The 20,852-nt window shown below is 63.8% G+C and carries 21 protein-coding genes; 9 read left to right on the top strand and 12 right to left on the bottom strand.

The window, feature by feature from the left end:
- Nucleotides 1-136 precede the first annotated feature (136 nt).
- Nucleotides 137-1,207 carry a radical SAM protein gene (locus tag ABGT79_RS06770; RefSeq protein WP_346665557.1) on the bottom strand — a complete coding sequence of 357 codons (1,071 nt, stop codon included), beginning with the start codon at nt 1,205-1,207 and terminating at the stop codon, nt 137-139.
- A gap of 109 nt (nt 1,208-1,316) precedes the next feature.
- Between ABGT79_RS06770 and ABGT79_RS06765 the strand changes: the two genes are divergently transcribed.
- From ABGT79_RS06765 to ABGT79_RS06750, 4 genes are all read left to right on the top strand, one after another.
- Nucleotides 1,317-1,739 carry an HIT family protein gene (locus ABGT79_RS06765; protein ID WP_346665556.1) on the top strand — a complete coding sequence of 141 codons (423 nt, stop codon included), beginning with the start codon at nt 1,317-1,319 and terminating at the stop codon, nt 1,737-1,739.
- Between the two features lie 33 nt (nt 1,740-1,772).
- Entirely contained in the window at nt 1,773-2,078 is a 306-nt protein-coding gene (locus tag ABGT79_RS06760) for an integration host factor subunit alpha (protein ID WP_294484361.1), read from the top strand.
- Nucleotides 2,079-2,273: 195 nt separating this feature from the next.
- Entirely contained in the window at nt 2,274-3,224 is a 951-nt protein-coding gene (locus ABGT79_RS06755; protein ID WP_346665555.1) for an aminotransferase class IV, read from the top strand.
- An 18-nt stretch (nt 3,225-3,242) separates the two neighbouring features.
- Nucleotides 3,243-3,671, top strand: coding sequence for a hypothetical protein (locus tag ABGT79_RS06750; protein WP_346665554.1), 429 nt, complete (start codon nt 3,243-3,245; stop codon nt 3,669-3,671).
- A 174-nt stretch (nt 3,672-3,845) separates the two neighbouring features.
- Here the strand turns inward: ABGT79_RS06750 and priA are convergent, their stop codons facing one another.
- The 11 genes from priA to ABGT79_RS06695 form a co-directional block, all read right to left on the bottom strand.
- Complete coding sequence (priA, locus tag ABGT79_RS06745; RefSeq protein ID WP_346665553.1) at nt 3,846-6,299, bottom strand: primosomal protein N'; 2,454 nt, start codon at nt 6,297-6,299, stop codon at nt 3,846-3,848.
- Between the two features lie 39 nt (nt 6,300-6,338).
- The gene (locus tag ABGT79_RS06740) at nt 6,339-6,689 is read right to left on the bottom strand and encodes a DMT family protein (protein WP_294484344.1); all 351 of its coding nucleotides are present in this window, start codon (nt 6,687-6,689) and stop codon (nt 6,339-6,341) included.
- Nucleotides 6,690-6,786: 97 nt separating this feature from the next.
- Nucleotides 6,787-7,992, bottom strand: a complete 1,206-nt coding sequence (locus ABGT79_RS06735; protein ID WP_346665552.1) for an aspartate kinase — start codon at nt 7,990-7,992, stop codon at nt 6,787-6,789.
- Nucleotides 7,993-8,024: 32 nt separating this feature from the next.
- On the bottom strand, nt 8,025-8,570 hold the full coding sequence (tsaE, locus tag ABGT79_RS06730; RefSeq protein WP_346665551.1) for a tRNA (adenosine(37)-N6)-threonylcarbamoyltransferase complex ATPase subunit type 1 TsaE: 546 nt from the start codon (nt 8,568-8,570) through the stop codon (nt 8,025-8,027).
- Nucleotides 8,555-10,219, bottom strand: a complete 1,665-nt coding sequence (locus tag ABGT79_RS06725) for an NAD(P)H-hydrate dehydratase (protein WP_346665550.1) — start codon at nt 10,217-10,219, stop codon at nt 8,555-8,557. Before ABGT79_RS06725 ends, tsaE begins: the two co-directional genes overlap by 16 nt.
- Before the next feature lie 109 nt (nt 10,220-10,328).
- Complete coding sequence (locus ABGT79_RS06720) at nt 10,329-10,709, bottom strand: holo-[acyl-carrier-protein] synthase (protein ID WP_346665549.1); 381 nt, start codon at nt 10,707-10,709, stop codon at nt 10,329-10,331.
- A 232-nt stretch (nt 10,710-10,941) separates the two neighbouring features.
- Nucleotides 10,942-11,973, bottom strand: coding sequence for an alpha-hydroxy-acid oxidizing protein (locus ABGT79_RS06715; RefSeq protein ID WP_346665548.1), 1,032 nt, complete (start codon nt 11,971-11,973; stop codon nt 10,942-10,944).
- A gap of 187 nt (nt 11,974-12,160) precedes the next feature.
- Complete coding sequence (purE, locus tag ABGT79_RS06710) at nt 12,161-12,655, bottom strand: 5-(carboxyamino)imidazole ribonucleotide mutase (protein WP_346665547.1); 495 nt, start codon at nt 12,653-12,655, stop codon at nt 12,161-12,163.
- Nucleotides 12,656-12,729: 74 nt separating this feature from the next.
- The gene (gene purD, locus ABGT79_RS06705) at nt 12,730-14,013 is read right to left on the bottom strand and encodes a phosphoribosylamine--glycine ligase (RefSeq protein WP_346665546.1); all 1,284 of its coding nucleotides are present in this window, start codon (nt 14,011-14,013) and stop codon (nt 12,730-12,732) included.
- Nucleotides 14,014-14,026: 13 nt separating this feature from the next.
- On the bottom strand, nt 14,027-16,246 hold the full coding sequence (locus ABGT79_RS06700; protein WP_346665545.1) for a glutamine synthetase III: 2,220 nt from the start codon (nt 16,244-16,246) through the stop codon (nt 14,027-14,029).
- A 76-nt stretch (nt 16,247-16,322) separates the two neighbouring features.
- Nucleotides 16,323-16,745 (bottom strand): peptidylprolyl isomerase, encoded by a 423-nt coding sequence (locus ABGT79_RS06695; RefSeq protein ID WP_294484323.1) that lies wholly within the window; start codon nt 16,743-16,745, stop codon nt 16,323-16,325.
- Between the two features lie 180 nt (nt 16,746-16,925).
- Here ABGT79_RS06695 and ABGT79_RS06690 point away from each other — a divergent pair, with 180 nt between their 5' ends.
- The 5 genes from ABGT79_RS06690 to ABGT79_RS06670 all read left to right on the top strand — a co-directional run bounded on the left by ABGT79_RS06690 (nt 16,926) and on the right by ABGT79_RS06670 (nt 19,736).
- Nucleotides 16,926-17,465, top strand: coding sequence for an AtpZ/AtpI family protein (locus ABGT79_RS06690; protein ID WP_346665544.1), 540 nt, complete (start codon nt 16,926-16,928; stop codon nt 17,463-17,465).
- Complete coding sequence (locus ABGT79_RS06685; protein ID WP_346665543.1) at nt 17,452-17,886, top strand: hypothetical protein; 435 nt, start codon at nt 17,452-17,454, stop codon at nt 17,884-17,886. Before ABGT79_RS06690 ends, ABGT79_RS06685 begins: the two co-directional genes overlap by 14 nt.
- Before the next feature lie 28 nt (nt 17,887-17,914).
- A complete protein-coding gene (gene atpB, locus ABGT79_RS06680) occupies nt 17,915-18,640 on the top strand; it encodes a F0F1 ATP synthase subunit A (protein WP_346665542.1) in 726 nt (241 codons plus the stop codon).
- 65 nt (nt 18,641-18,705) lie between these two features.
- The gene (gene atpE / locus ABGT79_RS06675) at nt 18,706-19,023 is read left to right on the top strand and encodes an ATP synthase F0 subunit C (protein WP_294445632.1); all 318 of its coding nucleotides are present in this window, start codon (nt 18,706-18,708) and stop codon (nt 19,021-19,023) included.
- Between the two features lie 68 nt (nt 19,024-19,091).
- Nucleotides 19,092-19,736: a redox-sensing transcriptional repressor Rex gene (locus ABGT79_RS06670; protein WP_077074016.1), complete on the top strand. Its 645-nt coding sequence runs from the start codon at nt 19,092-19,094 to the stop codon at nt 19,734-19,736.
- Nucleotides 19,737-20,852 lie beyond the last annotated feature (1,116 nt).

Here is a 20,852-nt window from a genome sequence, read left to right as displayed (position 1 = left end):
ACGCGCCTCCTCCGTCGTCAAGCAACATACGTTAAAAGGGGGGAGCGTCAAGTCCCGCGCGGCGCAAAAGACGCATTTGGCCCGTTCCTGCGGGGTTTTTCGGGGGATCGGCGTTTTTTTTTGCGCGGCAAAAGTGTCAGACGAGCTCGGCGGCCGAGGCTTCGCGCGCAAAGGCAATGCGTTCCGGGCCCAGCCCGAGAGCCTGCCAGCGCGACTTGAGCGCGCCGCGGTCTCCGTACATGAATCCCTGACACGATTGCGGCAGCGTGAGCCTTTCCGGCGCGCGGCCGAGGGCGTTCACGGCGTTTTCGGCCGCGCGAAGCAGCGCTTCGGCCTGAATGAGCGCGCCGAGGGCCGGATGCCGCGGGCCGGCGAGCAGTGCGGCGTCGAAGGCGCTCTCCGGCGCCACCGACAGACGGATGACCGGAACCTGCGCCTGCCAGGCCATGTTCAGCGCCTCGCCCAGGGTGCGCACGGTCTGTTCCACGGTCCACGGCGCAAAGCGTCCTTCGCGGAACCAGCGCGCCAGCGTTGTGCCTTCGGGCACGAGGCAGGGATAGAAGCGGAGGCAGGCGGGCGAAAGAGAAAGCGCCGTGCGCACGTCGTCCAGAAACACGTCGGGCGTGCTGCCCGGCATGCCCGGAAGCAGCTGAATGCCGAGGCTGAGCCCTGCGCCCGTCACGGCCCGGCATCCGGCGAGGGCCGCGCTGCGGTCGTAGCCGCGGCGGGAGAGCGCGAGGGCCTCGCTCGCGAAGCTCTGTATGCCGAGCTCCACGAGATCCACGCCGTGGTGCAGAAGTTCGTCCAGCACGGCGGGCGAAAGTGCGTCCGGTCTGGTGGAGCAGCGGGCGAGGCGGATGCGGTCTTCGCGGCGCAGAGCTTCGAGAAGTTCAAAGCAGGACGCGCGGTCCGCGGCGGGCAGCGCTGTGAAGGTTCCGCCGTAAAAGGCCAGCTCGCGGCGCTCCTGCGGCCCGCAGGGCGGGAGAGCGGCCGCATTTTTTGCGGCTTCGGCGAGAATGGCGCGCAGGCCTTCCGAGCCCGTGTGACCGGTCTGCTTGTCCTGCGCGCAGTACACGCAGTGCCCGGGACAGCCGAGAAAAGGGAGAAAAACCGGCAGGATGCGGCTGGAGCGGCTCTGACGGGCTCCGGTGAAGAAAAGGATGCGCCCGGACCCGGTGCGGCCCAACGGTTGAGGGAGACGTGACATTTTTTTTCCTCGGCAGAAAAGCTCTTGATGTTCTAATCGCTTGCGCTTAGGATGACAAGGTGTCTCCCGTGTTAAAAATACGGGAGAGGCTTTGGAGGTCTGTACTGTTATGTCTGAAGAAAAATGTATTTTCTGCCTTATTGCCAAGGGAGAGATTCCCTGCGCAAAGGTGTACGAGGATGATTGCGTTCTGGCGTTTCTTGATCTGTCGCCTGTGCATCCCGGTCATACGCTGGTGATACCCAAGACGCATTACAAGGATATGCTTGAAGTCTCCTGCGATATCGCGCCTGCGGTGTTTGCGGCGCTGAAGAAGGTCGGCGCGGCCGTGATGAAGGCCACCGGAGCTTCGGGATTCAATGTCATGCAGAACAACGGATTGTCCGCAGGGCAGACTATGTTCCATATTCACTGGCACATCATCCCCCGTTTCGACGGGGACGGGCTCGGCGTGTGGGAGCAGGGGAAATATCCTGACGCCGCAGCCATGCAGGCCATGGCTGACAAGGTGGCCGCGTGCCTGGAAAAGTAATCCGTATCCGGAAGGAAATGGCAGGAGGAAAACATGAACAAGGCTCTGACGAAGGCTGACATTGTGGAAGCGGTGTACAATGACAAGAATCTCGGCCGCAACCGTGCGGAAGTGAAGAATATCGTTGAAAATCTGCTTGCCCTTATGAAGCAGGCCATCAAGAAGGATGACGCGCTTCTCATCAGCGGCTTCGGCAAGTTCGAGGCCTACGACAAAAATGCCCGCAAGGGACGCAACCCCCAGACCGATGAATCCATCACGCTGCCTCCGCGCAAGGTGGTGGTGTTCCGTCTTTCCCGCAAGTTCCGCATGGAGCTCAACGGCGGCGAAGAGGCGTAGTCTGAAGGGCGGTGTTCCCTGCAAGAAGGGCCTGCTTCGGCAGGCCTTTTTTCGTATCCAAAGAGCGGGCGGCAAGAGTGCTTTGTCTGTACTACCCCTGTCTTTTGCGCTATAGCGGTGGCGTGCCCGCGGCTGTTCCGGTTCCCGGGGCACGCAAATCCTGGCCGTTTCGGCCAGCGCTCTGGAGAGAAGATCATGTCTGTTCCTGTCCTCGATGCCGCCGGGTGGACGGCAAGACTCATGGAGCTGCCGCGCGAGGGCGCGGCCAACGTCACGGCCTTTTACGAACATCGCATGGGAGCGATCTGCAAGGACGCCCGTCTGCTGCTGGTGCCTCTGGACGATCACATGGTGCATCGCGGCGACGCCATTTTTGAAAGCCTTACGTTTCTGGAAGGGCGCATCGTGCAGCTCGACGCCCATCTTGAACGCATGAAGCATTCCGCCGCGCGTCTGGAGCTTGAGCCTCCGTGTCCGTGGGAGGAGGTGCGCTCCATCATGCTGGACGTGGCACGGGAAGGCGGCGAGCCGTACGGCGGGCTCAAGGTGCTGCTCGGCCGCGGCTGCGGAGGTCTGGGCGTGGATCCGGCCGAATGCCCGCAGTCCAGCCTGTACATCGTGGCCACCAAGGGGCGTCCGCTGCCGGAATCGTTCTGGCAGAAGGGGCTGACGGCGGCAAGAAGCGCCGTTCCGGCCAAGCAGGAATGGCTTGCGCAGATCAAGTCCACCAACTATCTCGCCAACGCGCTCATGGCGAAGGAAGCCCGCGAGAAGGGCGTGGATCTCACCTTTTCCTTCGATGAAGACGGTTTTCTCGCCGAGGCGGCCATTGCCAACGTAGCGCTGGTGGACAGGCAGGGCCGCATGCTCATGCCCGAGTTCCGGCATGCGCTTCCGGGTACGACGTCCATCCGGGCCATGGAGCTCGCCAAGGCGTTCATGCCCGTAGTTATCACTGATATCACAGAAGAAATAGTGGAACAGGCTTCCGAGATTCTGGTACTTGGTACTACATGCGAGTGCGTGGCGGTCACGCACTACAACGGCAAGCCCGTAGGCGACGGCCGTCCCGGTCCCATGGCGGACAGGCTGCGCCATCTGCTGCATGACGCTCTTGTGACCGGAGGCGTGCCGTTCCTCAAATGATTAACAAGTGAGGAACTTATGCGCATCAAGACTCTGTTCACCGGTTTTTGCTGTGGTATCATTCTGGCTCCCGCAATGGCCCTTGCCGCCGATACCGCTCCCGCGCCCAAGGCCAAGCAGACCGTGGCCGACACTCCTTTCGTGATCGTGGCCCCCAGCGAGGAAATCGTGGTCACCTTCCCGCTGTTCGTTGTGGAACGCGGCGTGGTGGAGAGCGTGGACGCCAAGAACGGCACCTTCACCATCAAGGACAAGCAGGGTGAAACTTCCACCATCAAGGTGACGGACAACACGCTGGTTGAAAACGTGTACGCCGACATCTTCACCTGGGAGAGCAAGAAGGGCATCGGCGACCTGAAGAAGGGCGACAAGGTCCGCGCCCGCGTGTTCCCCGGCGACGACGGTCAGCCCGCCTCCGCCATTTCTCTGGATGTGTACAAGTTCTAAATTTGTTTGCGGAATGTTCCGCAGAGCGACATGAAGGCCGGAGTCGTTCCGCATTGCGGGCGGCCCGGCTTTTTTCATGCCTTTTTCATGCGGCGCGGCGGCAGAAGGCCGGGGCCGGCGGTTCGGAACGGACGGCCAGGCGGAGGAACAGCGCGCCGCGTCCGGGGAGCCGCGTCAGAGCATGTTGACGGGGTCGAGATCCAGCGTGATGCGCAGTTCGTGGGGCAGCGCGCCGACGTCGCGCAGGGCCATGGCGTAGGCCTGACGCACGTGCTGCCAGGTGTCGGCCTTCATGAGGCACTGAAAGCGCATGCGGCCCTGAATGCGGGCCAGCGGCGCGGGAGCCGGGCCGAGCACGGTGAGGCCGAGGGAGCGGCCGTGGGCGCGCAGAGCTGCGGCAAAGGCGTTCACGCGGCTTTGTCCGTCCTTCCAGTCCCAGGGGTAGGAAAGACGGATGAGCGCCAGCTTGATGAAGGGCGGATAGCGGCGCTGCTTGCGCAGGGCTATTTCGTGTTCGTAGAAGCCCTCGTAGTCGCCGGTTTTCACGAACTGCCAGCAGTAGTGATTGACGTCTCTGGTCTGAATGAGCACGCGTCCGGGCTTTTCGCCGCGTCCGGCGCGTCCTGAGGACTGCACCAGAAGCTGAAACGTGCGTTCGGCCGAGCGGTAGTCGGGCATGTTCAGGCCCATGTCGCCGTCGGCCACCACGGCCAGCGTGACGTTGGGAAAATGATGCCCCTTGGAGAGCATCTGCGTGCCCACCAGCACCTGCGCTTCCTGCCGGGCGAAGGCGGCGAGAATTTCTTCCATGCGTCCGGGGCGGCTCGTGCTGTCGCGGTCGAGCCTGAGCACGCGGCCGCCGGGCGGCAGGGCTCCGGCGAGTTCTTCTCCGGCCAGGCTTTCCTCCAGTTTTTCCGTGCCTTCGCCCATGGGCAGAAAGTTGAGGCCGCCGCATTTTTCGCAGGGCGAGGGAAAGGGGCGCGTGTGACCGCAGTAGTGGCACACGAGCTGCTCGCGCTTCTTGTGATAGGTGAGGGCGATGTCGCAGTTGGGGCACTTGGCCACGGTGCCGCAGTTCAGGCAGTACATGAGCGGCGCGTAGCCCCGGCGGTTGAGCAGCACCACGGCCTGCTCGCCGCGCTGCACGGTTTCCCGCAGCGCCTCCACGGCGCGGTCGGAAAGCAGTTTGGAGGCCGGCTGATTCTTGATGTCCACAAGCTCTATGGCGGGCAGCGTGCCGCCGCCCGTGCGGTGCGTCAGCCGGGAGACGGGAAAAAGTCCTTCCTTTGCCGCATGAAAGGTCTTGATGTCCGGCGTGGCCGAGCCGAGAATCAGCAGCGCCCGATGCCTGCCCGCCCTCTCCCATGCCACTTCCTTGGCCTGATAGGGCAGACGGTCTTCCTGCTTGAAGGAGCCGTCGTGTTCCTCGTCGAGCACGATGGCGCCCAGCGGCGGCAGAGGCAGAAACAGCGCCGAACGCGTGCCGATGACGAGGCAGGGTTCTTTGCGCGCGGCGAGGCGGCGGAAGGTGCGTTCCCGCTGCTGCTGGCTCTGGTAGCCGTGATAGAAGAAAATGGGCGCGCCGGGAAAACGCTGTTCGGCGTCTCTGCGCAGTTTGAGGGCGATGGCCACTTCCGGGGCGAGAATAAGCGCGGAACGGCCCCTTTTGAGGCAGGCGTGGGCGAGTTCCAGATACACGGCCGTCTTGCCGCTTCCCGTGATGCCGAAAAGAAGATGCGCGAAGGGCCGCTTTTCTCCGCGGGCAAGGGCGTCCATCTGCGCGCAGTATTCCCTGAGCGCGGCCAGCTGTTCCTCCGTGAGCTGGAAGGGCGGCTCTGGCGGCGGCAGCAGCGCTTCCTCTGGTTCCGGCTCGTCCTCTTCGGGCGCGGCGGGGCGAAGTTCCACCAGCTTGTTCTTCACCAGTGCCGTGAGCGTCTGAGAGCTGTCGGGCAGGGCTTCGCGCAGCTTTCTGCGCGTCACCGTGCCGTTTCTGAGCAGCCAGTCGAGCAGTTCGCGCTGCTTCACGGCGTTGGGCCGCACCGGCCACGGCGGATCGCAGGCCAGTGCGCAAAGTTCTCCGTCGGCGGCGTCTTCGGCCAGCATGAGAATTTCGGCCCGGCCGTGCGTGAAGTCCTGCGCCAGGGCGGCGCGTTCGGCGGCGGGCATGGCGGGAATGTCGCGCAGGGCGAAGAGCCTGGGCTTTTGTCCTTTGCCGTTCACGTCCGGCAGGTACTGCCGCACGCGGATGCGCGCGGTGACTCTCAGCCCCTGCGGCAGAAGATTGCCGAGCACGCGGCCGGGCGAAGAATACTGACGCGCGGCGAGCTGTTCCACGGTTTCCATGTAGTCGCGCGGAAGCAGCGGCGTCAGTTCCAGAGGCCACGTCAGGGGGCGCAGCGTGATGTCGCCGCTTTTCTTCATGTTGTGTTGCCCGGCGGAGCTTTCCCGGAGGGCGTTCGGATCGTCGTCGGCAAACACGGCCGTGACGACGCCCGCGCGGATGGCTCCGTTGCCGAGCGGCACGGCCACGCGCAGTCCGGCCTGCCAGGGAAAGTCCGGAAACTCCTCAGGCGTCAGATAGCTCAGCGTGGCGTAGGGCGGCGTGCAGAGGGCGACGTGGCAGATCATGAATGCGGTCCTGGGCAGGCCCGGAGACGGGGCGCGCCTCTATCCCTTGAACACGAAGAAGGCCCCCGCCACGATGAGCGCAAAGCCGACGGCGTGATTCCAGGTGAGACTTTCGCCGAGATAGAGCGTGGAGAATATGCCGAAGATGGTCAGGGAAATGACTTCCTGAATGGTCTTGAGCTCGGCGGCGGAAAAATAGCCGTAGCCCACGCGGTTGGCGGGCACCTGAAGGCAGTATTCAAAGAAGGCGATGCCCCAGCTCACGAGAATGGCTCCCACGAAGGTGAGGGAGTGGTGGCGCAGATGTCCGTACCAGGCATAGGTCATGAAGATGTTGGAGCCTATGAGAAGCAGCACGGTGATGACGGGAATGGGCAGATGCAGAGTCATGACGACCTCGTCGTATGCTTCGCTGCGGAAGGAACAAGAAAGGGGAGCGCGCTCCCCTTTCCCAGTGACGATATGAAACGGATCGGAGTCCGACGGACTACAGATCGAATTCCTTGTGCAGAACGTTGACCGCGAGTTCGAGGTCGGCCTCGTCCACCAGACAGGAAATCTTCACTTCCGAGGTGCTGATCATGATGAGGTTGATGCCGGCCTTGTACAGGGCGTCGAAGGCCCGGCTGGCTGCGCCGCTGTGATTGCGCATGCCCACGCCCACCACGGACACCTTGGCGATGTTGGAGGAATGTTCGATGCTGCTGCAGGCGGGCTCGGCCTGCTGGAGCACGTCGAGGGTGCGCTTGAGATCCTTGCGGGACACGGTGAAGGCCATGTCGGTCACGCCGTCGCGGCTGGCGGTCTGAATGATCATGTCCACCACGATGCCGGCCTTGCCGAGCGGGCTGAAGATGCTGGCCGCCGAACCGGGTCTGTCGTGTACGTCGCGGAGCGTGACTCTGGCTTGATCCTTATCAAAAGCGATGCCCGAAACGAGCACGGACTCCATCATGATGTCCTCCTTGGTGACCAGCGTGCCCGGATCGTTCGAGAAGGTGGAACGCACCCGGACGGGAACATTATATTTTTCGGCGATTTCTACGGAACGGATTTGCAGAACCTTGGCGCCCATGGAAGCCATTTCCAGCATTTCGTCATAGCTGATGCGGTCCATTTTGTGGGCGTCCTTGCACATGCGCGGATCGGTGGTGTACACCCCGTCCACGTCGGTATAGATGTCGCAGCGTGTCTCGTCGCCGAGAGCGGCGGCCACGGCCACGGCGGAGGTGTCCGAGCCTCCGCGGCCCAGCGTGGTGAGGCGCATTTCGGGCGTGCGGCCCTGGAAGCCGGCCATGACCACGACGTCGTAAGTCTGGAAGGCTTCGCGGATGGCGTCGGCATTGATGGTGTCAATGCGGGCGTTGCCGTAGGCCTCGTCGGTGATGACGGGCACCTGAAAACCGAGGAAGGAGCGGGCTTTCACGCCTGCGTCGCGCAGGAGCATGGAAAACAGCGCCACAGATTCCTGTTCGCCGGTGGTGAGCAGAACGTCGAGTTCTGCGGGATCGGGTTCGTCCGACCACTGATAGGCTCTTTCCAGCAGGCTGTTGGTCTGGCCGTAGCGGGCGGAGAGAACCACCACAACCTTGTAGCCTTCCTCAAGCGCGGCAAGCACTTTGGTGCGCACTTTTTTCATGCACTCCAGGTCGGCGACGGAGGATCCTCCGAATTTCTGCACAAGAATACGCATAGGACATCCTGAAAAAAGGGGATATGGAACGCTCATGCCTTGTCGGCAGGCGCAAAGCGCCGTTCGAGCCGGGTCTTCAGATTCCGCAGAAGAGCGTCGGCTGCATCGCCGTGGGCTTTCATCGTTGCCAGCCGGAAAGTCTGGCATGATTCCGCAGTCTTGTCCAGAGCTTTTGCGTCGTTGCCCTGCACCGGGTCAAGATAAATGTCGAGGCGTTCGGCGGCGCGGCGCTCGGGAGCCAGATACTGCGGCCATTCGAGAATGAGGAAGGGATCGCCCTCGTCGAGCATTTCTTCCATTTCTTCGGGGAGCGAGGCGTTTTCGGAAAGGCGGTAGAGGTCGGCGTGGAGCACTTCCGGCCTTGTGGGATACACGTTGCACAGGGTGAAGCTGGGACTGGCCACTTCTGCCTGATCGCCGCCGGGCAGCGCCGCCGCAAAGCCGCGGGTGAAGGTGGTCTTGCCGCCGCCGAGATCGGCGAACAGGTAGATCGTGCGCAGGGGCGAGTCGAGCATGGCCTGCGCGAGCATGGCGCCGAATTCCATGGTGTCTTCGGGGGATTTCAGAAGGATGGGCATGATTCTTCTCTGCTGGGTTCGCCTGCCGCGCCGAGCACTCGGGGCAGGATGTTGGCAATGTCGTGCGGGCCGTTGCCGCGCAGGGGAAATTCTTCGGCGAGGCGAAGACCGGCGAGGGCGTGCAGCCACACGCCGAGCGTGGCGGCAAGCGGGGCTGCGTGGCCGCGGGCAAGCAGCGCGCCGATGACGCCGGCAAGCACGTCGCCGGAACCGGCCACGGCCAGCTGCGGCACCTGCCACGGAGAGATGACGGAAGGCTCGTTCGGTGCACTGATGAGCGTGCCTTCGCCCTTGAGCACCCACACGGCAGGAGCGAGGGCTGCAAGGGCGGCGAGAGCGCCGAAGCGGTCGGCCTGAACGTCGCGTGCGCCGACGCCGAGAAGCGTGGCGGCTTCGCCGGGATGCGGGGTGAGCACGTCGCAGGGGCGCAGCAGGGCAAAGAGCTTCGGCCGCTGAGCCAGGGCAAAGAGCGCGTCGGCATCTATCACCATGGGCGGGCGATGGGGAAGCTGAAGCAGCGCTTCGGTCATGTCCGCGGCTCCGTTGCTGCGTCCGAGTCCCGGGCCGAACACCAGCGCTCCGAAGGTGGGCAGAGTTTCGGCCAGCGTCTGCGCGTCTTCGGCGCACCAGGCGTTGTCCGGAGCCTTGCCGGAGAGCGCGTGCAGCGTCAGGGCGGGCATGGAAATGCGCGCGGCGTTGAGCACGGGTTCGGGAGCGGCCAGCATGACGAGGCCCGCGCCGGAGCGCAGGGCGGCCCAGGCGGAAAGGCACGGCGCGCCGGTGTAGGACGGGCAGCCTCCGGCCACAAGCACTCTTCCGGCCGCGCCCTTGTGGGCCGGGCCGCGGCCTTCCGGCACAGAGGGCGCGTCGAAGATCTCCTCAAGCCGGGGCGAAAGACCGTGTTCCACGGTGTAGGGCGAGCCCCTGTCGAGGCGGCGCGTGCACAGCCAGGTGCGGAAGGACGGGGGATCGGCTTCCTGCACGGCGCGCGGCATGCCTATGGGCCGCACGATGAGAGAGCCGGTGTAATCCTGCGCTTCGGGCAGCAGCAGTCCGGGCTTGGCCGCCTGAAACGTGACCGTGACGTGGGCGCGCACGGCCGTGGGAGAAGGACGGCCGTTGCGGGCGGAAAGCCCGGAAGGCACGTCCACGGCAAGCACAAAGGGCGCGGAAAGGGCGTTCAGCTTTTCCACAAAGGATGTTTCCCGCTCGCGCAGCTTACCGTGAAACCCGGTGCCGAGCAGCGCGTCCACCACGATGTCGGGCGCTGAGGGCGCGCGGGCGTCGCCCTTCGCCCAGGCGTCGGCAGGCACGACGGGCACGCCAAGGCTCATGGCCACGCGCAGCCAGTGCAGCGCTGCGCCGCGATAGGCGTCGGGCTCCTTGGCGCACACAAGCACGGGCGCGGCTCCGGCGTCCAGAAGATGACGGGCCATGCAGAAGGCGTCGCCGCCGTTGTTGCCGCCGCCCGCAAGCAGAAGCACGGAGGCTCCGGCCAGAGAAAGACGCCGTTTTCCGGCCTCTTCGCGCAGGCAGTCCATGGCGGCGCGCGCAGCGCTTTCCATGAGGGTTTCTTCGGAAATGCCGGAAGAAGCGGCCGCGGCGTCCCAGCGGCTCATTTCCTCCGGAGTGGGAACGGGAACGAACATTGCTTTTCCTCCAGTCTGCGGCCGGACGGGCCGACGCGTTCCGGAAAATTCTCCGCAGGCGAAGGCGCGGCCTCGGCGGAGAAGTGCCGATCGGGCAGAAATTTTTCGGTCAGGATTCGAGAATGACCACGGCCCCGGCCATGTCGCGTTCGTGGGAGATGGACACGTGGGTTTTCTGCACGGTCATGGCGCGGGCTTTTGCGGCCGCCTCGCCGTGCAGAAAAAGTTCCGGCCTGCCCGAGGCGAGGGAGAGAATTTCCACGTCGTGCATGCCCACGCCCTGCGCAAAGCCGGTGCCGAGCGCCTTGACCGCGGCTTCCTTGGCGGCGAAGCGTCCGGCCACGTAGGCCGTGCGCGCGGAGAGCGGGGCGGGCATGCCTTCACGTTCCTTTTCCGTGAGAACGCGGCGGACAAAGCGTTCGCCGTAGCGCTCCAGCAGCGTTCTGATGCGCGGCAGCGCCGCAAGATCGAATCCAGTGCCTTGTATCATGAGAAATCGTTCCGGGGGCCGCGCGGCTGCGGAAGGGGTGAGAATCGCAGGTTGCGCCCTGCGGCGTAAAAGGGGAAGGCGCGAAAGACGCGCGGCGGGCCTTTGCCGCGACGCGCTCTCCCGGCACGGAAAACCGCGCTTCGTCGGCGTCTGCCGCGAAGAGGCGACGCCCCGCTTATGGGAAGGCGCGTCTTCGGCGTGGCCGGTCCGGTGAACCGGACCGGCCGGAAGATCAGGCCAGAATGTCGGAGCTGATGGAGGCGATGTCGGCGCAGCCGGTGAGGGCCATGGCCGAGGTGAGCTGCCCCTTGATGTCCGCCACGTAGGCGGCCACGCCGTCGGTCTGACCGCCCACGGCCGCCACGGAGAACGGACGGCCGATGAGCACGGCCTTTGCGCCGAGGGCCAGCATTTTGAGCACGTCGGTGCCGGAGCGCACGCCGCCGTCGGCCAGAACGGGAATTCTGTCGCCCACGGCCGCGGCGATGCCGGGAAGCACGGAGGCGCTGCCGGGAGTGCCGTCGAGCACGCGGCCGCCGTGGTTGGAAACCACCAGGGCGTCCACGCCGGCGTCGATGGCCACGCGCGCATCGGCCACGGTCATCACGCCCTTAATCATGAACTTCGCGCCGCGTTCGTGGACGAAGCGGGCGATTTCCGCGAGCTCTTCCGCGCTCTTGGGCGACACGGGACGGCCCTGCAGGCGCAGGGTCACAAGACCTGCGGCGTCCACGTCCATGCCCACCACCGGGCAGCCCGTGGCCGTGGCCGATTCCAGTCGGTTCCAGAGGAAGTCGCCTTCCCAGGGCTTGATGAAGGGAATGCCCCAGCCTTCCGCCTTGCGGATGGCCGCAAAGGCGCAGTCGGGAATGAGGGAGCCCACGCCGTCGCCGCCGCAGCCGATGATGCCCGCCTGCCTGGAGCCGCAGATGATGGCTTCGGCATAGGCGGCTTCGTCCACGGGGTTCTGAGAGGCGTCGCCCATGTTGAAGGCCACGCCGCCGATGGGAGCGGCAAGAAGAGGCAGAGCGAGCTTGAGGCCGAGAATTTCGGTGGAGGTGTCGGGCTGGGCCGCGGTGTGGAGGCAGCGCATGGCGAGTTTCACGTTCGCGAGCGCTTCCACGTTGGCGCGGAAGGACGAACCGGTGCCGAGACCGCCCATGCCGGGCACTTCGCCGGCGCAGGCCCGGCCGTCGCACTGGGGGCAGACGCGGCAATGGCCCTTCATGCGTTCGCGGGCCAGCTGTTTGATGGATGCGTCCATGGTCATTCTCCTGTTCGGTAAAAGGACATTTCCGGCGAGCCGGGGAAGGTGCGTCGGAAGACTGAAGGGCGGTCGTGTCCGCCCGAAATTCGCGCGTGGAACCTGAATCGCGGACGTTGCCGGGCTAAAAAACGGTTTGCGGCAAAAGCCGGGAGAGCGCCGCGCAGGCGGGCGCGCGAAAATGCGGTCAGGCCTGATGCCTGGCTTCCAGCTCGGCGGCGGCCTTGCTCACGGAAGCCTTGTAGCCTTCGCGTTCGGCGCGGATGAGACCGGCCACGCGCTCGTCGTGCAGCGCAATGATTTCAGCGGCGAGCCAGGCGGCGTTCTTGGCGCCGTTCAGGGCCACGGTGGCCACGGGGAAGCCGGAGGGCATCTGCACCGTGGCATAGAGGGCGTCGAGGCCGCCGATGGGCGAACCGGCCACCGGAATGCCGATGACGGGCTTGATGGTGCGGGCGGCCACGGCTCCGGCCAGATGGGCGGCCATGCCCGCGGCGCAGATATAGACCTGGCAGCCGTCGGCTTCGAGTTCGTTCATGAGCTCGACGGTGCGTTCGGGCGTGCGGTGGGCCGAGGTGACGGTGTAGCGGTAGGAAATGCCGAGTTTCTTCAGCACGTCGGCGCAGGCCCCGACGACGGGATCGTCGGAAGCGGAGCCGATGAATATGGCGACTTGAGTCATGGGAAATCCTTGAGCGTTTGTCGGGAAAGCGGACGCCCCGGGGTCATCCGGGACGCCCGCGGAAAAAACAAAGATCAGGCGAGGCCGAGGCGCTTTAAGCCCTTCAGGCCGATGTCGCTGCGGAACTGGCTGTGCTCCATGGAGAGTCGATCCAGACCTTCATAGGCGCGTTTCTGTGCGTCCTTGAGATCCTTGCCGAGCGCGGTCACGCAGAGCACGCGGCCGCCGTTTGAGAGCACGCGGTCGCCTTCGCGGCGGGTGCCCGCCTGAAAGACCTGCACGTCGTCCAGCTCTTCGGCGCTTTCAATGCCGGAAATGGGCATGCCTTTGGGGTAGGAGCCGGGATAGCCCGCCGCGGTGAGCACCACGCCGAGGGCCGAGCGCGGCTCGATGTCGAGTTTCACCTCGTCGAGGCGGCCTTCCAGACAGGCCTTGATGACATCGACAAGATTGTTCTTGAGACGCATGAGCAGCGGCTGACATTCGGGATCGCCGAAGCGCACGTTGTATTCCAGCACCTTGGGGCCGGATTCGGTCATCATGAGGCCGGCGTACAGAATGCCGGTGAAGGGCGTGCCGCGGCGCGCCATTTCGGCGAGAATGGGCCGCGCCACGATGTCGGCCATGGCGTCGAGCTTTTCGTCGGGCAGCACGGGGGCCGGGCTGTACGCGCCCATGCCGCCGGTGTTGGGGCCCTTGTCGCCGTCGAACACGGCCTTGTGATCCTGCGCGGAAGGCAGCGGCAGGGCGGTTTTGCCGTCGCAGAAGCACAGCAGCGACACTTCCTCGCCCTTGAGGAATTCTTCGATGAGCACCGTGCTGGAGGCGTCGCCGAAGGCGTGGTCGTCGAACATGAGGTCGAGCGCGGCCTTCACTTCCTCGTCGGTCATGGCCACCACAACGCCCTTGCCCGCGGCCAGGCCGTCGGCCTTGACCACGAGCGGCGCGCCGTGGGCGGCCACAAAGGCGTCGGCGTCGGCGCGGTTCGTGAACACGCCCGCCGCGGCGGTGGGCACGCCCGCCGCCTGCATGACTTCCTTGGCAAAGGCCTTGCTGCCTTCCAGCCTTGCGCAGGCGGCCACGGGGCCGAAGCAGGGAATGCCCGCTTCCTTCATGGCGTCCGCCACGCCGAGCGTGAGGGGCAGTTCCGGACCGGGCACCACGAGATCCACGCCGTGTTCTTTGGCGAAGGCCACCAGCGCGGGAACGTCGCTGTCCTTGACGGCGACGTTGGTGGCGATTCCCGCCGTGCCGCCGTTGCCCGGAGCCACAAAGAGTTCGGTCACGTCGGGGCTCTGACGGAGCTTCCAGGCCAGGGCGTGTTCGCGTCCGCCGGATCCGATGATAAGTATGCGCATGGGTATTCCTCCCTTATTTCATGAACAGCATTTCCTGATAGCTGGGCAGCGGCCAGAGATCGTCGGCCACCAGCGTTTCGATTCTGTCGGCCCAGCGGCGCAGCTCTTCCATGGCGGGCAGCACGGAGTGGAGGCAGGTCTGCGCCACGGAGAGCAGCTGGCCCTCTTCGGGAGTCCAGTTGAGGTTTGCCGCGTTGGCTTCCAGCGTACGGAGCGAGGCTTCAAAGCCAGCGATGACTTCGGAGAGCTCCTTGAGCGAATCCAGCGACGCGGGCACGCCGAGCGCGGCGCAGGAGGCCGCCGACGAGGAGAGTTCCTGACGGTAGCGGACGGCCGCGGGATAAATCTGGGTGCGGGCCATGCGCACGGCGAGGCTGCACTCGGTGTGAATGCTCTTGATGTACTGCTCAAGCAGAATGTCTTCGCGGGCCTTGAGTTCCTGGCGGGAGAAGACCTGATAGCGTTCGCAAAGTTCCACCACTTCGGGCGAGGAGAACACGGGCACGGCGTCGGGCGTGGCCGGATAGTTCGGCAGACCGCGGCGTTCGGCCTCGCGCTGCCAGATTTCGGAATAGCCGTTGCCGTTGAATATGACGGCGCTGTCTTCCTCCATCACGTTTTCGATGAGCTTCTGCACGGCTTCGCCCAGGCTGAGGCGTTCGTCGTGCATGGCGTTTTCGAGGAAGGTGGCGGCGTAGTCCAGCGATTCGGCCATCATGGTGTTGAGCACCACGAGCGAGTCGGCCGCGGACATGGAGGAGCCCAGGGCTCGGAACTCGAAGCGGTTGCCCACGAAGGCGAAGGGGCTGGTGCGGTTGCGGTCGCCGGGATCGGCGGGCAGGGGGGGCAGGGTGTCCACGCCCACGTTCATGATGCGCTTGTGCGCGGAGCCGGTCACCTGGCCCACGCGGAACTGTTCCAGCACGTCGGTGAGCTGATCGCCGAGGAACAGGGACATGATGGCGGGCGGCGCTTCGTTGGCGCCGAGGCGGCGGTCGTTGGAGGCGGAAGCCACCACGGCGCGCAGGAATCCGCCGTGACGGTGCAGGGCGCGGATGACGGCGCACAGGAACACCAGGAACTGAGCGTTTTCATGCGGGTTGTCGCCGGGAGCGAAGAGGTTGCCCACTTCGGGGCTGCCGATGGAGTAGTTGAGATGCTTGCCCGAGCCGTTGATGCAGTCGAAGGGCTTTTCGTGCAGCAGGCAGGACATGCCGTGACGGCGGGCGGTCTTGCGCAGCACCGTCATGATGAGCTGGTTGTGATCGCAGGCGAGGTTGCCGGATTCAAAGGTGGGGGCGATTTCGTACTGACTGGGCGCGACTTCGTTGTGACGGGTCTTCACCGGAATGCCCAGGCGGTAGAGCTGGCGTTCCACGTCGGCCATGAAGCCGAGCACGCGGCTCGGAATGACGCCGTAGTACTGATCCTCGAATTCCTGGCCTTTGGGCGGACGCGCGCCGTAGAGGGCGCGGCCGGCGATGAGCAGATCGGGGCGCGCGGAAACGAAGGTGCCGTCGATGAGGAAGTATTCCTGTTCAAGGCCGCCGTTGGAGGTGATGGGCATGGTGGGATTCACGCCGAACAGGCGCAGCACGCGGGCGGCCTGCTGGCTGAGGGCCTGACCGGAACGCAGCACCGGGGTCTTCTTGTCGAGGGCGATGCCCGTCCAGGAAAGGAAGACCGTGGGAATGCACAGCACCATGCCGGCGGGGCTTTCCATGAGATAGGCGGGGCTGGTCACGTCCCAGGCGGTGTAGCCGCGGGCCTCGAAGGTGGAACGGAGGCCGCCGGAGGGGAAGCTCGAGCCGTCGGCCTCGCCCTGCACGAGGGCGCTGCCGCTGAACTGGGCCAGAGCGCCGCCCTTGCCGTCGGGTTCGAGGAAGCTGTCGTGCTTTTCCGCGGTGAGGCCGGTGAGCGGATAGAACACGTGGGTGTAGTGATCCGCGCCGCGCTCCATGGCCCAGGACTTCATGGCGTTGGCCACCACGTCGGCCACGTTGGGATCGAGGCGACGACCGAGGTCGATGGTGGTGCGCAGCGACTTGTACACGGCCTTGGGCAGATAGCGCCGCATGGCCTTGTCGTCGAAGACGTTGCACCCGTAGTATTCGGTGGGATCGGTATGGGCTTCGGCCGAGGCGGGGTGTCCCCCCGCGATGTATTCCGCGTCATGACGCCGCGTGGCGACGGAAAGTACGGCATGACTGCGGCTGGCGTTGGCAGAACTCATGCGAACTCCTTGAAGAAAAGATAAGCGGCCCGTCGAGCGGGCCCTGTGTAGAAGAAAGGGGCGACGCCCCGGAACATCAGTCGATGGCAACCACTTCCAGCGCGAAGGTGAGATCCTTGCCGGCCATGGGGTGATTGGCGTCGAGCACGATGTGGGTGTCGGTGACTTCATGCACGGCGACTTCGAGTTCGCCCTGATCGGTGGAAACGTGGAGCATCATGCCCGGCTGCGGCTTGATGGAAGGCGGCACCTGTTCCAGCGGAACGGAGAAGAGAAGCTGCTGCTGCCTTTCGCCGTAGGCTTCCGCGGCAGGAATGGTCACGGAGAACTTGTCGCCGACTTCGTGGCCGGTCACGGCCTTGTCGAAGCCGGGAATGACCTGACCGGAGCCCACCTTGAAGCGCAGGGGGCTGCCTTCGCGGGAGCGGTCGAATTCGGAGCCGTCGTTCAGAGTGCCAACATAATGGACAGAAACAGTGTCGCCGGGTTTAATGGGCATGAGAACCTCTGTGGAAGAGCGTTGAAGGGTGCAGAAAAGACGAGTGCGGAACCGACGCCCGCCGCGGACGGACTGGGCCGGAAGGCTTGCGGGCTTTCCGATTGACGGCGTCGGCACAGGACGATACCTAACACAGACAGCGTCCAACTCCAAGAGCATTTAATGGATGGAGGCCCGTAGATGAGCGAGGAAAGGAAAGAGAACAAAGGCGGCGGGCAGATAAGTCTGCTCGGCACGGCGAGCACCATGGGTCTGCACATGGTTTCCGGCCCCATTGTGGGGGGCGTGCTCGGCTGGCTGGCGGACAAGTGGCTCGGCACCTGGCCTGCGGGCGCGGGCATAGGACTGCTTCTCGGCCTTGCCGCGGGCTTCCGCAACGTGTGGATAGACGCCCGCTATCTTGCCAGACGCAACGCCGAGCGCGACGCCGAGGAAAAGGCCCGCCGCGAGGCGGAGCGTCAGGCGCAGGAAAAAACGCGCAGGCCCGCGGCTCCGGATCCGGCAAGGGCGGCCATCGTGGCCGACACTCCGGAATCTCTGGCGGCCGAGGAAGGCCGCGCCGAGAGGCAGGACGACGTGACGGCGTCCATACTCGCGGGCACGGCCGATCCCTCGGAACGGGATCTCGACAGGCTCGGCGAATCGCTGGAGGCCATACGCCGTGAACTGCGGGAATACGCCGAGGAAGACCGGAAAAAGGACGAGCATGAGCATAATTGAACAAGCGGATCGTCTGCTGTGGAGACGGGGGTTCATCCATGCGCCTCTGCGCCGGGCGACGAGGAATCTTTTTTTCTTTTCCCTGCTGATTTTTGTGGCGGGAACAGCCGCCTTCTGGTGGCGGACGGAGCTTTTCTGGACAGGAGTGGCGGCGGTATTATCCTGCTGGAATTTTTATACTCTTGCTCTTTTTATTCAGCATGCTCTGCCTCTGTCCATTCCCGGCGGCGACAAAAACGGAGCCTCGCAGGCGCGCATTGTGAAAAAAGGTTTGCTCATCAGAACGCAATTGAGGCTTTTCATTACCGGAATTTTCGTGTATATAGCATTAGTCTTTTTTCAGGCGAATCCGATCGCGCTTGCGGTCGGTCTTTCCTCGGCGCTGATAATCATTCCGGTCTCGCTGATTTTCCGGGGTTGAAAGGCCTGGCACATACAGGAGGATTTCCATGGCTGCATCTGGACTGGCTCACCCGCTGCTCTTGTCGACCGTTTTCCACATGGATCAGATCACGGTCGCGGGCATGACCATTGAAACCAAGTATGTGTTCTTCACCTGGCTCGGCATGCTCATTCTGCTCGTCACCGGCCTCGTGCTGCGCAAGAAGCTCAGCATCGTGCCTGGCAAGTTCCAGATTTTTTTTGAAGCCCTGGTGGACGGCTTGGAAAAGTTCGTGCTGAACAACCTCGGCGAGGAAAAGGGCCGCCGCTTCGTGCCGCTGCTTGCCTCCATCTTCATCTACGTACTCACCATGAACCTGCTGGGCCTCGTGCCCGGCTGCGACGCGCCTACCGCCAACCTGAACACCACCATTTCCATCGCGCTGTGCGTGTTCATCTATTACAACTACGTGGGCATCCGCACCTGGGGCTTCGGGTACATCCATCACTTCACCGGTTCCAGCAAGCCGCTGATTCCGCTGATGTTCCCCATCGAAATCATTTCCCATCTGGCCCGCCCGCTTTCCATGTCGCTCCGTCTTTTCGGCAACATCTTCGCTGAAGAAATGACGCTCATCATCTTCTTCGGCTTCGGCGCCAGCATCTACGTGGGCGTGCTGCTCGGCACGGTGCCCATGTACTTCCTGTTCCTGCTCGGCAAGGTGCTGCAGGCCTTCATCCTGTTCATCCTGTCCATGATCTACATCCAGGGCTCCGTGGAACACGCCCACTAAGCCGACCTACCTTCGGGGGAATGGCCTTTCGGCCTCAACACTCATAATTGTAATGGAGTTTTACCATGCGCAAGATCGTTCTCACGACCCTGACCACCCTCATGCTCGTTTCCATGGCTGCCGTGGCCTTCGCCGCTGACGGCGGCGTCACCAGCGGCTTCGGCCTTGCCGCCGCCGGCATTGCTCTGGGCATCGGCCTTGCCGCCACCGGCGGCGCCTGCGGCCAGGGCGCGGCCATCAAGGCCGCCTGCGAAGGCATCGCCCGCAATCCCGATGCTTCCGGCAAGATCTCCCAGTCCCTCATCCTGGGCCTCGCCTTCATCGAATCCCTCGTCATCTATGCCCTTCTCGTGGCGCTCATCCTGCTCTTCGTGAAGATGTAGTTGCATTTATCGGGCGGGAAGGATATATTTCTTTCCGCCCCTATTCTTTTAACAGGCCAACCAAGACGATGAACCAGACTCCTAAATACGAACATATCCCTCGCGCAACCATCCAGCGTCTCGCCACCTATCTCCAGGTTCTCGAAGCCATGGACAAGGATGGCGTTCAGGTCATTTCTTCCGAACCCCTTTCCCGGGCGTGCGACGTCAACGCCTCGCAGGTTCGTAAGGATCTCGCCTACTTCGGCGAATTTGGCGTTCGCGGCGTAGGCTATTATGTCTCGTATCTTCTGGAGGTCATCAAGGCCTGCCTCAACGCCAACCGCGAATGGCGCGCCGCCCTCGTGGGCGTGGGCAACATGGGCAGAGCCCTGCTCAACTATCAGGAATTTCGCCGTCACGGCTTCACCATCGTGGGCGCGTTCGACTGCGACCCCTTCAAGATCGGTGAAAAGCTCTACGGTCTGGAAGTGTACTGCACCAAGACCCTTATGGAAAAAGTGCCCGAACTGGGCATTGAAATTGGCATCATCACCGTGCCGCCGGAACGCGCTCAGCGTGCGGCCACGCAGCTGGTGGACGCCGGCATCAAGGGCATTCTGAACTACTCCGCCGCCCGCATCACCGTGCCGGATCACGTGTTCGTGGAATACGTCAATTTCTTCCATCAGATTTACTCGTTGACGTTCAACATCTCCACGAAGCAGCGCTGATTTTTCCCGCTCTGCATTTTCGCCCGCCGGAAGCCCGACTTTCGGCGGGCTTTTTTTCGTCTGAACGCGGCGAGTCGGCGGTCGCATCGAACGCAGGCAACGCGGCTTCGACCGGGGGGGGCGGCTGCGGTCGGCCTTGCCGCGCAGAAGCGCAGCTGTGGGCGGACTGTTTGCGTGTTTTTTTTGTCTCCGTCGGCATCGTTTCCAAAGCGCTGCGCCCGCAGGAGTTCACTGGGGGCTGACTTTTCCTGAGCAGCGCGCGGCCGAGGCGTTTCTGAGCTGAGGGGCAAACTTCGAGCCCCTTGGAACATGGCGGGGCCTGCCGGGCTTTTCTGCTGAGTCTAAGCTCGCTCGGCAAGAAGTTCCGAACGGTCTCGGCATCGTAGGCAAGGGCCGGACAGCCGGAAAGAAGGCCGAAAATTTTGAAAAGACGCGCTTCGGTGGGGATGATCTGCAGAGCCGAAGGTCTTGTTTGGACAAAAGCAAGACAAAAACGTATTTAAGATGATAATGCATTGTATTTCGATATCATTATCACAAGCTCCGCAGTGTTGCGGAACGGCGACAGCGCTTTGATGAAGCCCCGGAGTGTCTTCAGCGCATTCACGCCGTTGCCGGGGCCTGACGTCTCTTTTGCCGCGCGGGCCGGGTTCCTTGCCGACGGGGGCATCTCTTCTCTTTCCGCAAGATTTCTTTGCACGGCGCGCGAGGGATATTCCCTGCGTGCCGCTCGTTCAGCGGTGAAGTGGCGTCGTCGGGCATGGGACGTTTATTCTGTGGCCGAAGGCGTTTTCCGGCGCACGTTGCCCGTTGACGATGAAGAAACCCGTTTGCCGCAGAGCGCTTGTCCGTCAAGGCCGTCACCGGATTTTGCGGAAGCGTTTTTCTGCCCTGAGGCCTGCCGTTCTGCCGGCGGAAGAAGCGTTTTTCGGAAACGATGCCCTCCTGCGGACCGTCGCTTCTGACGGGCGATCTTTTGCCGAAAGCCTGCCGCCCCTCTCGCTGCTCGTCGCGCTCCTTTTCCACGCGGTTCCCCCGTCTGCCCTCGTCTCAGGCGTGGAGCGCCTTCCCCTTCGCTTCTCCTTCCCCCGTTGCCGCTGCCCTTTCCCTGCGCGC

Origin of the sequence: uncultured Mailhella sp. (assembly GCF_963931295.1) — a bacterium.
In the GTDB taxonomy this organism is placed as follows: Bacteria; Desulfobacterota; Desulfovibrionia; order Desulfovibrionales; family Desulfovibrionaceae; genus Mailhella.
This window is presented reverse-complemented; position numbering and strand designations above follow the sequence as displayed.